Genomic DNA, 13,130 nt, shown 5'->3' on the forward strand with positions numbered 1-13,130 from the left:
CTAAAAGTCCTAAAATTCCAGATAGAAACGAGCTCCCGTGCGGTTGAAATTATAGAGCCAAACCGCTCTCGATAACGATGGGATAAGTCTCGGCGGTTGGCGTCTGCGGGGAATGTTAATACAATCGGGCGCGCCATGTAAAGCTCGCTTTAACTGTCTCCAACCAGAGAAAAACAGTGAAAGTCATTAACTATTAGGAAATACGAATACACTGCTAGAAGGGCTTTTATTCACGAAAATCTACCCTGTCATTTATGGTATATAAACAGGTATTATAAGTACCGGCAATAAAGATTCTCGGCTCTACTTATGATCGCTAAATGTTAACAAAACGAAAAATCCCCACCCAAGTGAAATGTCTCACCTGTGTGGGGAATAAGTAAAGCTGGAAGATTACTTAAGGGTAACCTTTGCGCCAGCCTCTTCGAGCTTAGCCTTAGCAGCCTCAGCGTCGTCCTTGGAAGCGCCCTCGAGGATAGCCTTAGGAGCACCCTCAACGAGTTCCTTAGCTTCCTTCAGGCCCAGGCCGGAGACGAGCTCGCGAACAGCCTTGATAACGCCGATCTTCTTAGCGCCAGCATCCTCGAGAACAACGTCAAATTCGTCCTTCTCTTCTTCAGCAGCAGCGCCAGGAGCAGCAGCGCCAGCAGCAGCAACTGCAACAGGAGCAGCAGCGGTTACCTCGAAGACCTCTTCGAATTCTTTAACGAACTCAGAGAGTTCGATAAGGGTCATCTCTTTGAAAGCCTCGATGAGCTCGTCCTTGGTGAGCTTAGCCATGGTGGTATTCCTTTCGGTGTGGGTGGGACATCCAATAAACCGATATCCCTAAAAAGTGTTTATTTATTTCAAGAAGCAGCGCTTTTACACGCTATGCCTCTTAAGCGTCCTTCTTCTCCTGGAGTGCAGCCGCGAGGCGTGCAACCTGGGAAGCGGGAGCGTTGAATAGGCCTGCAGCCTTTGCCAAGTTGCCCTTCATGGCACCAGCCAGCTTTGCGAGAGTGGTCTCGCGGTTATCCAGCTCAGCGATGGCATCAACCTGAGCGGAGCTCAGGGCGTTGCCGTCCATGTAGCCACCCTTAACAACGAATGCCTTGTTGTCAGAAGCGAACTTCTTCATCACCTTGGCAGCGTCAACAGCTTCGCCCTTAATGAAGGCAATAGCGGTTGGGCCGGTGAAAAGGTCATCGAGGCCCTCAATGCCAGCTTCTTGAGCTGCCAGCTTGAGGAGGGTGTTCTTGGCGACGTTGTACTGGACATCAGCACCGAGAGCTTTACGCAATTCGGTGGTCTGAGCAACACTCAGGCCACGGTACTCCGTAAGCACAAATGCGTCGTGCTCTGCGAAGCTCTGCTTGAGAGCTTTCAGGGCAGCATCATTCTTCGGGTTAGCCATTACTACGCCTCCTTTCCTCTTTATTGATTCAAAGGTTTATCCGCCGGAGCTTTTTCTTTAGAACAAGACAAAAGCCCCGTACAAGAGCACAGGGCGCAACACTTAATTCCCACAAATGGGAAAGAAATGAGCTCTAAAGTGACTCCTGCGTGGGCCGATCTCAAGCGATAAAGCTTTTCGATACTTTCAAGCGCGAACGCTGACCGACGGTCTACGGTGAAACTTGAGCGACAAGCGAGGTTATACTCACCTGCTTTCAAACTTCATCTGGCACTATACCGTACGACCGGGTAGATACCAAACTACCGGTGCGATTTGCATATGTCTTGTACACCTCCAGATCCATACGAAGCAAACAGATAGCAGCCCCCGATTACCCACCGCCGTCGCTGCGCTGACACTGGAAACTCACGGCCGGTGGCTAGGATCGAATACTAGCCAGCTTGACCGAAGTGCTCGGGCAGAAGCGATTGCAGACCCCCGTCCTGTAGCCCACTATAAAAAGATTGCACGCAATATATAAAAAGCGCTTATTTGACCACCCGTGGTTTATCTCGACTGACTGGCCGGATTCTATTGCAGGAATTCTAACGGCGGCGGTCAGTGCAACTAGTTTGATATGGATTGTACGCAACCGTATAAAACCCTTCAACAGACCCCCGGAGTATCTCTGGGTGAGGAGAACCGGGAGGATTTATAGCAAAAGAAAGAGCATATGAAGAGGGGTATTCTTCATATGCTCTGCCAATTATCTGTGCGTTAAGCGCGTCGCTTCGCTAAGAATATTCCACCGAGAATCAGTAGTAGGGATGTGAGGAGCCACGACCACAGGCCCTGTCCACCAGTTTCTGGCAAGGTTCCTGACTGAACATTCATCACTACCAATTTCAGAGTATTATTTTGATCCACCGTCACCACAGTGCCGTCTTTCGCCTCGTCGAGAAGACGGACCTTCTTCGTTTGATCATTAGGATCTTTGTAAACTTCAAAACCGACAGACTCCGGGAAGAGACTATATCCAGACGGTGAGACCGTCTCGATCAGGTAGTACTGACCGAGTTTTAACTCAAAGGAGTAGCGGCCAGATCCAGCAGGATCCTCCGTAATAGTCTCCAGCCCAGCAACGGGGCTATTTCCTGCACTATCGGTTGCGACCATAAATACAGCACCCGCAAGACCTTGCATCTGAGCATCCTGCTTTTCGATCTCCACGATCGCAGGAGACGGTGTCCGTTTATTCTGATACACACACCGAATATGCTCGCCGTTTTCAATACCACGAATCCGCAATCCAAATTCACCGTCATCTGAATATCGCGATGCAGGTAATTCTTGTAGCTGCGGATCATTGCTGTCGTAGCATAAGGCATTTCTCACCTGGGCAGCCGAATCAGACTGTTTGACCAGCTCCCATTCACTTTGCTGCACCTCCGCCACACTGACTTCCGCACGGCTTGTAGTGTCCTCTAGGCCGATACGGTAGAAAACTAAACCGTCTGCGTCGGTCTTTTGGGCACGCGGAGAGTTCAACTGCACACCCGGACCCGTTGCGTCACCCACAATGTCCCAGCCAACACCAGCTTCTGGGTTCTGACCATTTTCATCCAGAATGTGCTTTTCCACGGTCACACTGGCACTACAGGAGACGATCGATCGGAGCGTATCTGGGATCTCATCATAATCGCTGAGCAAAAAATAATCGGACCTATCTGCGTTATTCGCCGTATCGCTGTATCGAGTGAAGCCTGATATCGACTGCAGGTTGTACTCAGAGTCACCATCTAAACCCGTGGTTCCTCTTCCCACACCGATGCCGATTATCTTGGTACCCTGTTCTTTGAGGCGGTTCGCAGAAGCAATTGCGGCTTCCACGCGAATGAAATCGGTCATGGATCCACCCTGATTATTTTCCTCCGAATATTGCGGGAGCCTATTCGTCGTGGGGTTTCCGTCTGTCACGAAGAGAACTGCATCATAAATCGGGCCGCCTGTACGGCCCTCTTGAGCCTTGGATACTTCCATCAAGCCAGCATCCCAGTTCGTACCCTCGTTACTATCGGTGTACTTGCCCCATTCACGGATCTGATCTTTAATTTTTTGCGTTTGACTTGGGTCGTTGAGATCGTAGAGTTCCGGCAGGTTGTCAATATCGGGCCTACCAAACAGCCTATACGGTGGTTTAGCCGGTGAATCAGAACCTAGCGAAAAGATGGAAACGTTACCTCCGGATCCTTCCATGGTATTGACGAGTTTTATCATCGCTCGGGATAGGTCATCAGTTTTCCCAGCTCTCTTAACGGAACCAGAGAGGTCGCCAACGATGGCGAAATTCAGGCCGCACTTTTTCCCTAAGCGTGGGTTCTCCTTGGGGATAATGAAACTTCCGCTCGATGAGCGATGACTGTCCGTTATGCTATAATTCCTCACCCAATTCGACTCATAAGCGCGCATGAATGTTTCTGATTTGTCAGAACCATCACCAGCTTCTATCACCACTCCGGCTTTCAGCTTAGGCGTGAGCTGCGCATAGCTCTGCAGGCGGGAGAGACGATCACCACTATCGGAAGGGCCCGTGCGGACCTTGTCAATGAGGTTATAACCTATGGGCACGGCCACTGGTTTAATCCACACTCTTTCGTTTGTGGGGATCCTTCCCCTTTCTCTGCCCACCGGGATCCTAATATCGCAGAAGCCAGTGAAGTCCGTCGTACAGCTAGCCCAATCTTCATTTACTCTACGCAGGGGTTCTCCGTAGCTTAGCGCCTTCGTCATAGAGGAAACCTGAGATCGTGGGTTACCGCGGTAAACCTGCAAAGTAACGCCAGCTAGTGGACTAAAATACTTCGAGAAACGACTGGCTCCTGCATTAGATGCTGTTTGGCCGTCCCATAATCGGTCGGAACCGGCACGTACTCTAACGATGGCTACTTCACTATCTGGGAGGACTCTTCCCGCAACGGTCCTCGCGCCTTCTAACTGCGTATCGTCATCAGAAGAGGGTACTTGCTCATCGCTATCTTCGTTAATATCGACGTCTTGGGGCTCTACGAACTCACCCTCTTCAGGCGGAGTCTCACCTTCGTCGGTGATTTCTTCAGTCGTTGTAAGTTCGGGCGCGTTGGAGTCGCTGGTTGGGGTTGGTTCGCTCGTAGACACCACAACCTCATCAAGCACTGCCTCACCCCCCACACTCTCGGTGACCTGTTGACCTAAAACCGGGCTGGTCACCCCTATCAAACTACCCGCAGCAACCAACACCGCTACCTTAACCGCTAAACCATTCTTCATTCTGTATCCCTTTTAATATGAACGGATCACGATAACCATCCGCTCGTGCCATGAATTGAGTTTTATAACCACACCAAGGCACTAACAGGTAGAGCATTCCAAGCCCACCTCGTGCCCACGACGTTTTATTGTTGTGAATTTCTTCTCCGATTCACCGCGAGCACCCAAAAGCCCGCAAGAATCAACAGACCAGCCAACCCAACAAGACCAATGACCCCAGCACCCGTCATCGGCAGAGACTTCATACCCTTCACCGGTGGCGCCGGAGGTGTCGTGGTACTAGGGGGAGGCGGTGTATTCGTTACAGGTGGTGGAGGAGTAATTGTTACAGGAGGTGACGGTGGAGGTGTTGGCGTCGGAGTCGGTGGTACTTCAAATTTCGCTGCAAGAGCGAGGTTATAACTCCACTCCCCTTGCTTATCAATAATGGGAATAACGATGACATCTTCTTGTGTCTTGCGGCCACCACCAGCAGGAGGCGTAGCTTTAAAAAGATATACGCCAGGTTTCAAACCACTAAATACCACTGTCCCCTGAGCATTTGTGACCTCGCTATAACTATCACCTTGACCAAGCCTCTTAGCCTGAGTAACACTCAACCGAGCGGCTTTGGTATACCCCTGAGTCGTATTAATCGGATCAGTATCGAGTTTGGTGAGCGTAACCGTATACCCCGCAGACCCCTCCCCAGACAGACCCGAATTAGACGGAATCCTTATTTCAACGGTGATATCACGATCAAGGTCAATGGTATCTGCAGCAGGAGCAGGATTAGCGAAACCAGTCACCGCTGCATGAGCCTGCGGCGAACTCACCCACCCAGGTTCACCGAAACCTATAGTTGCTGCGACAGATAACGCACACGCCGTAGCAAGGGGTACGCCTATCCGCACAATACGTGCAGGTTTAATAAGATACTCGTCCATTACAGTTCGCCTTCATAGTCAATATTGTTGTTGTGATTTAGTTGTTGGAATTTCAAGCGACGTTTTTCATGAATCAACCACCACACAAGGATGAGTAGTCCGAAGATGAAGATCGCGCTGAGCGCATACACCCACCATTGGCGTGCGCCCGATTGGGGGGAGTTCAACAGGGTTCGATCTTCCTCAAGGAGGGGCATTCGTTGTCCGCGTACGAGCAGACGGTGGGTGTTGATCCCGTAGGGCGTACAGGTCACTAGGGTGACCATGTCCTTGTTATCCTCGGCTCTTAAAGATTCGACTTCGTTCGGTAGCACCGTTCGGATCTGGTCAACTTGATATTTGAGCTGATGCCCAGCCACCTGAATGAAGAAGGAATCGCCTTCTTTAACGTTTTTCAAATTGTCAAACAGTGTGGCATTTGGGAGTCCGGTATGTCCGGTCAAGATCGAATGTGATCCCGCACCACCAACTGGGAGATCCGACCCGAATAGATGGCCTATACCCTGCAACAGGGTATCTTTTTGGGTTCCGTGGTAAATCGGGAGGTCTGATCGAATACTGGGAATGGTCAGGCGTGCCATTACGTCTACTGAGTGAAGCTGCTCAAGATAATCCTCATATGCTGGGTTATTTGAGATGAATCTTTCGATCCATGGGTCTAGGATGGGGCCGATTGCACGCTCTTCGTTGTAGCGGTGAGCGTCTTCCCATTCGCGGTCTATAACTGGTGCTGGGATATCTTTGTGTATTTCTGCATACTGAGCAGCTGCGCGACTTTGTTGCCAGTTATTCCATTCTGTGGAAACAACTGGGTAAATGATGATAAGCAGCCCCGAGAGCACGAGAAGTGCTGGCAGTAGGATATGCCTAAAACCTGAAAGGAAACCGTAGGAATTACTACGATCTGGAAGCGAAAGCTGAGTCAATGTGGTTCCCCATATGGCGCAGACCCACCGATATAAATGGTGTGGATACGCTGCTATTTTTCTGAATGAGACAATTGCTGGTGCACCGGGTGAGAAGGGAGCTCGGTGGTGGCGAGCTCCCTTCTCACCTTCAGTGCGTGTGGTTGACGCCTATGGCCTCAACCTTTGACCTGTTTTAGGCCTTGGGTGAGGTGCGTCGAGCTAACCAAGCACCAGCTGCGATAATCGCAGCACCAAAGGCAGCGAGGATACCTACGCCGAAACCACCGGTCATCGGTAGTTCTGGGGTCGTATCTTTTAAGTTCTCAATCTTGCCGCCGTTGATTGGAACCAGATCGCCTTGGATTGACTGAGCCTTGGTCAGTGTGAACTCAATAGGCTCAGCGAGCAGTTCAAAATCAGCTGGGGACTTTGTCTCAACCAAGCAATATGACTCATATTTGTTGGGTTGTCCCGAGTTATCTGTCCAATCGTTGACGTGTAGACCGTTGAAAGTCACCACACCATTGCTGTCCGAGGTTGCAATAGCGTCCGCCTTATTGATCTGTGCGATATCGAGCAGGTCAGCATCCAGCGCGCTCTTCGAGCACTCTTGACCGTTCTTAACACCATAGACTCGGAATTCTGCGCCAGCGAGCTTGTTGTCTGTGTTGCCAGCTTCAACCTTTTCGAAAGTGATACCCGCGTAGTAGGTCTTCACCTTATCGGTTGTCTGAGGCTCTTTATCCTGATTCGTCCCTGGCTTATTTTCGATAACATCCGCGGTGTTTTCAACAACTCCGTTTGTATCGTCTTTGACCGTCGCAGGAATCGTTGCCACAACTTCTTGATTATTCGCTAGCTTGTCTAGGCCAGCAGGTGTGAAGGTAATAGTCACGAGATTTCCGGTTACCGTCACGGTGTAATCAGTACCAGCGGTAAAACCTGCAACCAAGACTGCATCCGCAGCGGGTGGGGTTAATTTCGCATCGAGCTCATCGGTGATGACAAATTTGGTTCGATCCTGCTTGGCACCCACTGCTTGAGCATAGGCTTTGATTGTATAAACAATCGTATCGCCTGCATTCATTCCGGAGTCGACGACTTCCTTAATGGGTTTCTTCGACGAGTAGTTCTTAGGGTATGCAATAGGATTGTAGTTCCAGCTGGTTCCACCTTGACCGGCATTATCCTGTGTCATTGGAATGAATGCGATAAAAGGTTGAGCCTTGCGGAAGGTAACTCCAGCCAGCGTTGGAGTGGTGGTTTCCACCACGAGGTAAGCGCCGAGTTCCAGATTCTCGAACAGAGCCTGACCGGCAACGCCGGCTGCGCCAGTAATGACCTCATCGCCAACCTTGTCTACCTTGCTAAGATCGGCTTCCTCACCGCTGAGGTAATCTGCGACGTTTAGGCCTGCAGCGTTTTTAAGTCCCTCATTGGTTGTGAGGTCAACACCTTTGATCTTGTAGATTGTAAAGCCCGCACCATCGAGGGCTTCGCCCTTGACTTGATCATCAGCGTTACCCGTTGGGGTTCCAAGCGATTCTGGATCTTTTTTCTTGTGCAGGGTCAGTGAGCCGGTTTGAGTGGGGTCAATGAGGGCTGCGCTCGCAGAGGTCGAGGCTCCAGAATTTGAGCCGCCAGTATTGGATTGGGCTAGGGCACCCGGAGCTGATATACCGAGCGAGAGGCCGACGATGGCCGCGAAAGTTACGGAGCGGGCCGTACGGGAATATTTGTGCATGTGAACTGTCCTTAGATCAGTGGATTGAGTGCAAATGTGATCACCCAACGAGAGGAACTTGTGTCTGCCCCTCCTCCCCAACGTCAAACCTGATCTGCATAGTGAGATCGATATGAGCTGCGGTGGAAGGGCAAGGCCGTGGGTAGCATATTAACTACACTCAGGTAGCATATTGGCTACACGTAGCGTAATGTGCTACTTTGTGATGAGAATCACTTATATTTCGGGGGTGTTAACCCGCCTCCTCACCAGCCAAATCCCCTGACAGCATGAGGTTTTAGGATTTCACCACACCGCCCCCCTAACCTGGCCGCTATGGCAGCCCCCCATTGAGGAGAGTGCACACAAACAGGCCAAGACTGTCCACCTTCCCCTGCTATGTATATGCCTCCAGGGCACACCCCCGCCCCTGATCTCAGAGAGTCCAGCAACGTATGCACATATTTCCAACCACCACTGTTCAAAGACGCACAGGGAATAGCTAGAGCACTAGCCTTGTTCATACGAGCTAGATACCAACGCACTCAACGCGTCACTGGTTACCACGATGGTCTTGATGTACCCGTAATTGGCCGCGCACATCGATGTGAACCGAGTACAGATGGCCTTACCGCATCGACGCCAAAGCTCACCTGATATCGGCTCCCCCTCAAGTCGCCGAAGAGTATGGCATATAAATCCAATGAACCCTACGACGAGTACAGCCAGGTCACAGCACGTCAGGAGATGCGTGCAGCCATGAGTGATTGCTGGAACCCACCCCTTGTAGATTTGCACCATGTCAGAGCAATCCACCTGATTTTTCACCATCGCGCACCTTGTCACTGCACGCCGGTATCTTTTTAGCTCTCGGCGCAGCTCATTGTCCTTTTTAAAACTCCACCACCTGACCGCAGATCTACTACCCCACGAGCGGGCATTTAGTGGACAGAGAAAAATATCTAGTGTGAAGCCCTATATTTTTGTCCCTTTATTGGGTAAATTCTTCATATATGGCTCAAATAGCTGCGCACAATGATCCGAAGGCCCGCTCACGTAATGCTTCACCACCAAAAAGAAGCAATGTCAAAATGTTTCTCGCGGTTATATTAATTCTTATCGGAGTAGGCGTTCTGGTTTATCCCGTCGTGGCTACTCAGTGGAATAACTGGCAGCAGCAGCAAGCAGCTGATGAATATGCCAAGTTGGAAAAGGCGGCCCCTCCTGAGGTGCTCGATACCGCATGGGAGGATGCACTCCGCTACAACCTGGAGCGCACAGGCAATTCTGGCTTCACAGACGCGTGGCGGGCTATAGCGGACGAAACCTCCCCGGCATACCAGCAATATCTGCAGTATCTATCGCAATTGTCGGATACTGATGCCATGGGCCAGATCATGATTCCGTCGATCAAGTCAAAATTACCCATCTATCACGGCACTGGACCACATGCCCTTGACCGCGGTGTTGGGCACCTATTTGGAACAGATCTACCGATCGGGGGCGACAATCGCCACTCCGTATTATCCGCACACACTGGGATTCAAACCGCGACCTTATGGGATAACTTAATCAACGTCAAAAAGGGTGAGGTCTTCTATGTCGCGGTATCCGGCCACAAACTGAAATATCAAGTAGATATGATCAAAATTGTAGAGCCTGATCATTTGGATGATCTCGGCCGCGAAAACGGTCGTGATTTTGTCACTCTTGTTACGTGTACACCCTACGGAATTAATAGTCACCGCCTGCTAGTTCGGGGACACCGGGTACCCATGGATAAGGACGAGTCTAAAGTATTCGAAGCCTCTCAAATAGTGTGGCAGTGGTGGATGTGGGCCCTCATAGCTGCCGCAATCATTATCATACTGACACTCTTAGCGTGGCTTATGAAAGGCACTCGACGTGCGGGCAGGCACACCGCACTATGAGCTGATTTTTTTTCCCAGGCTTCTCAGTACTAGCAATAGCCCAGCCTGAACCAGTGCAACCAGAGGTGGCTGATCGCAGTAGCGCATCTATCCCTAGGTCCACTCACATTTATACAAAGCCACATACTCGAGGTACTCCTGAGGGCGGGGACCAGAACCCGCATAGCGGCCTTTTGTCGGTAGCATCGACTCGCCCACACTGCGCTCGATGGTCGTAGCAAGCTCAACGAAATGAGCAAAACTCCCGGGCAGATAACGCTCAACGTTCTCTTAATACATCAGAGTAACCGGGGGCAATGTTGACTAGAGATCACAAGGGCGCCCCCCACTTCACATACAACCCCCTTATGGTCTTAATGGATTCACCATTAAAGCCCTCTCCCCGATCAGGGAGAGGGCTTTAAAACCGAGCTATAGAACTTTAGTTCTTAGCCGAGGTAATTCTTCTGAATGGAGGGATCCACTGGAACACCAGGGCCAGAGGTAGAGGACACGGTGACCCTCTTGATATAAATGCCCTTAGCAGAGGAAGGCTTCAAGCGGTTGATCTCATCAATCAAAGCGCCGTAGTTCTCGGCGAGCTTCTCTGCATCGAAAGAGGCCTTGCCCAAGATAGCATGAAGGTTTGCAGCCTTGTCCACGCGGAAAGAAATCTTGCCGCCCTTAACCTCCGAGATGGCCTTGGCTACGTCGGTGGTCACGGTGCCGGTCTTAGGGTTTGGCATCAAACCACGAGGGCCGAGTACGCGAGCCACGCGTCCGACCTTAGCCATTTGATCGGGGGTTGCGATGGCAACGTCGAAATCGGTCCAGCCGTCGGTGATCTTCTGGATCAGCTCGTCGGTGCCCACGAAATCAGCGCCGGCAGCCTCTGCCTCGGTAGCCTTTTCGCCTGCGGCGAAGACGGCGACGCGCACGGTCTTACCAGTGCCGTGTGGCAAGGAAACAGTACCGCGAACAAGCTGATCAGCCTTGCGGGGATCAACTCCCAGACGGATAGCCACGTCAACGGTAGCGTCGAAGTTTTTTGACGAGGTCTCTTTAACAACCTCGAGGGCCTTCAGTGGCTCGTACAGACGATCTTTGACGATCTTTTCCGCGGCGGCCTTATAAGCTTTGGATGACTTGCTCATGATAGATCCTTCTCTCGATAGATATGAGGATGGTGTGGTGAGTGGGCCGAAGCGAGCCCTTCCACTGTATATACAAATATTTATCACCTCAGCCCTTAGAGGAGGACTCCAGGTGAAGGGTGGTAAGAAAATTTCTAGGGCTTATTCCTACCACCTTTAAAGAGGGAAAGTATTACTTAACCTCGATGCCCATGGAGCGGGCGGTGCCGGCGATAATCTTGGCTGCAGCCTCGATATCGTTGGCGTTGAGGTCTTCCATCTTGGTCTGGGCGATCTCGCGCACCTGATCCATGGTGACGGAAGCGACCTTATCGGTGTGAGGAACACCGGAGCCCTTCTTCACACCCGCAGCCTTGAGCAGCAATTTGGCTGCTGGTGGGGTCTTGAGCTTGAAGTCGAAGGAACGGTCTTCGTAGACGGTGATCTCCACAGGAACAACGTTGCCGCGTTGAGATTCAGTGGCAGCGTTATAAGCCTTACAGAACTCCATGATGTTGACGCCGTGAGCACCAAGTGCTGGGCCAACTGGAGGAGCTGGGTTAGCAGCGCCAGCCTCGATCTGTAGCTTGATCAGGCCGGTGACCTTTTTCTTTTTCTTTGGAGCCATCTTTACTACCTACTTCCTATGTTAACGCTAAGCACCCCTGGTCTTTGAGGAATCCGCAGAACCTACGTGTGGGGGATGTATTACCCAAGATGGTGATGGTAATACCCACTTGCGCCCGGATGCCCCGCGAAGAATTGCCTTTGACGGATTATTCAACGCTCAAAGCCACCGGTTAAAATTTATGGTGTATGCGCATCAAAAGACACGCGGGATACCACTCTACAGGTCAGTGAAATATTTATCAAAGCCCAGCACATATATGCTTTGGCCCCACCATAGAGGCGGGGCCAAAGCGTTGATCTTTTCCCTAGATCACTATACGTTCGTGGCGGTGCGGGGTTGACCAAGTTAACCAAGTTGACCAAGTTGACCAAGTTAACGGAGTTAACTGAGTGAGCCAGAGCGAGTTAGCTAATCTTTTCCACCTGGTCCACATTGACTTCCACTGGGGTTTCGCGGCCAAAGATGGAAACGAGAACCTGCAGCTTTGCATTATCTGCATCGATGGAAGAAATAGTGGCAGATACACCCGCGAGCGCACCGGTGAGGATGGTGACAGCCTCGCCTTCTTCAAAGTCCACGGTCACCGCGGGCTTGGAGGTGTCTAGTGGCATCTCCACCACCATCTCTCCCTCGGCCTCAGCTTCGGCGGCGGTCGCAGCATGAGCAGACTCTTGTGGCATGAGGAATTTAGCAACATCGCGGTGCTTGACCGGAGTGGCATTGCCCTCATTGCCCACGAAGGAAGTCACACCCGGGGTTTCGCGCACCACGGACCAGGCACGATCGTTGATATCCATGCGCACGAGAACGTAGCCTGGTAGCAATTTCCGCTTAACTACCTTGCGCTTACCATCTTTGATCTCCACCGCTTGTTCCACCGGAACCACAATCTCGTAGATCGAATCTTCTACCTCGAGGGTCTGAGAGCGCATATCAAGGTTGGTTTTCACCTTGTTTTCGTAGCCAGAATAGCACTGGATGATATACCAACGGCCGGGTTGCTTTTTCAGTTCGCGGGTAAAAGCACGCAGACGAGCCTTATAATCGCCCTCTTCATGACCGGGGACGTCCGCGCCTTCTGATACGGGGGTTTCACTTAATTCGTCGAGGGACTGCGAGGCAGGCTCTACCAGTTCCGGGGTGGTCTCGGGCAGTTCAACCTCTGCTTCGGCAAATACATCGCCGAAGGTATCTGGAGTTTCATCGCTCATGGTC

The 13,130-nt window shown here is 51.3% G+C and carries 10 protein-coding genes; 1 reads left to right on the forward strand and 9 read right to left on the reverse strand.

The window, feature by feature from the left end:
- Nucleotides 1-393 precede the first annotated feature (393 nt).
- The 6 genes from rplL to N7326_RS03770 all read right to left on the reverse strand — a co-directional run bounded on the left by rplL (nt 394) and on the right by N7326_RS03770 (nt 8,262).
- On the reverse strand, nt 394-780 hold the full coding sequence (rplL, locus tag N7326_RS03745) for a 50S ribosomal protein L7/L12 (protein WP_259157964.1): 387 nt from the start codon (nt 778-780) through the stop codon (nt 394-396).
- 100 nt (nt 781-880) lie between these two features.
- Entirely contained in the window at nt 881-1,396 is a 516-nt protein-coding gene (rplJ, locus tag N7326_RS03750) for a 50S ribosomal protein L10 (protein WP_259077522.1), read from the reverse strand.
- A 759-nt stretch (nt 1,397-2,155) separates the two neighbouring features.
- Nucleotides 2,156-4,684 carry a VWA domain-containing protein gene (locus N7326_RS03755; RefSeq protein ID WP_263088175.1) on the reverse strand — a complete coding sequence of 843 codons (2,529 nt, stop codon included), beginning with the start codon at nt 4,682-4,684 and terminating at the stop codon, nt 2,156-2,158.
- A 125-nt stretch (nt 4,685-4,809) separates the two neighbouring features.
- Nucleotides 4,810-5,610, reverse strand: a complete 801-nt coding sequence (locus tag N7326_RS03760; RefSeq protein ID WP_259077525.1) for an LPXTG cell wall anchor domain-containing protein — start codon at nt 5,608-5,610, stop codon at nt 4,810-4,812.
- Nucleotides 5,610-6,536, reverse strand: a complete 927-nt coding sequence (locus tag N7326_RS03765; protein WP_259077526.1) for a class C sortase — start codon at nt 6,534-6,536, stop codon at nt 5,610-5,612. Before N7326_RS03765 ends, N7326_RS03760 begins: the two co-directional genes overlap by 1 nt.
- A 175-nt stretch (nt 6,537-6,711) precedes the next feature.
- Nucleotides 6,712-8,262 (reverse strand): SpaH/EbpB family LPXTG-anchored major pilin, encoded by a 1,551-nt coding sequence (locus N7326_RS03770; RefSeq protein ID WP_259077527.1) that lies wholly within the window; start codon nt 8,260-8,262, stop codon nt 6,712-6,714.
- A gap of 992 nt (nt 8,263-9,254) precedes the next feature.
- Here N7326_RS03770 and N7326_RS03775 point away from each other — a divergent pair.
- Nucleotides 9,255-10,172 (forward strand): class C sortase, encoded by a 918-nt coding sequence (locus N7326_RS03775; RefSeq protein WP_411512287.1) that lies wholly within the window; start codon nt 9,255-9,257, stop codon nt 10,170-10,172.
- 428 nt (nt 10,173-10,600) lie between these two features.
- On the opposite strand, the gene rplA is transcribed toward N7326_RS03775, so the two are convergent.
- From rplA to nusG, 3 genes are all read right to left on the reverse strand, one after another.
- Nucleotides 10,601-11,305 carry a 50S ribosomal protein L1 gene (gene rplA / locus N7326_RS03780; RefSeq protein ID WP_259077530.1) on the reverse strand — a complete coding sequence of 235 codons (705 nt, stop codon included), beginning with the start codon at nt 11,303-11,305 and terminating at the stop codon, nt 10,601-10,603.
- Between the two features lie 172 nt (nt 11,306-11,477).
- Entirely contained in the window at nt 11,478-11,912 is a 435-nt protein-coding gene (gene rplK / locus N7326_RS03785; RefSeq protein ID WP_259077532.1) for a 50S ribosomal protein L11, read from the reverse strand.
- 407 nt (nt 11,913-12,319) lie between these two features.
- Complete coding sequence (nusG, locus tag N7326_RS03790) at nt 12,320-13,126, reverse strand: transcription termination/antitermination protein NusG (protein WP_259077538.1); 807 nt, start codon at nt 13,124-13,126, stop codon at nt 12,320-12,322.
- Between the last annotated feature and the right edge of the window lie 4 nt (nt 13,127-13,130).

Source organism: Corynebacterium sp. ES2794-CONJ1, from assembly GCF_025660615.1.
Lineage (GTDB): Bacteria > Actinomycetota > Actinomycetes > Mycobacteriales > Mycobacteriaceae > Corynebacterium.

Bases quoted from the DNA above. Each gene is read 5' to 3' on its own strand.
- nusG (WP_259077538.1), bottom strand. From the start codon at position 13,126: ATGAGCGATGAAACTCCAGATACCTTCGGCGATGTATTTGCCGAAGCA.
- rplK (WP_259077532.1), bottom strand. From the start codon at position 11,912: ATGGCTCCAAAGAAAAAGAAAAAGGTCACCGGCCTGATCAAGCTACAG.
- N7326_RS03755 (WP_263088175.1), bottom strand. From the start codon at position 4,684: ATGAAGAATGGTTTAGCGGTTAAGGTAGCGGTGTTGGTTGCTGCGGGT.
- N7326_RS03760 (WP_259077525.1), bottom strand. From the start codon at position 5,610: ATGGACGAGTATCTTATTAAACCTGCACGTATTGTGCGGATAGGCGTA.
- N7326_RS03770 (WP_259077527.1), bottom strand. From the start codon at position 8,262: ATGCACAAATATTCCCGTACGGCCCGCTCCGTAACTTTCGCGGCCATC.
- rplJ (WP_259077522.1), bottom strand. From the start codon at position 1,396: ATGGCTAACCCGAAGAATGATGCTGCCCTGAAAGCTCTCAAGCAGAGC.
- N7326_RS03775 (WP_411512287.1), top strand. From the start codon at position 9,255: ATGGCTCAAATAGCTGCGCACAATGATCCGAAGGCCCGCTCACGTAAT.
- rplL (WP_259157964.1), bottom strand. From the start codon at position 780: ATGGCTAAGCTCACCAAGGACGAGCTCATCGAGGCTTTCAAAGAGATG.
- rplA (WP_259077530.1), bottom strand. From the start codon at position 11,305: ATGAGCAAGTCATCCAAAGCTTATAAGGCCGCCGCGGAAAAGATCGTC.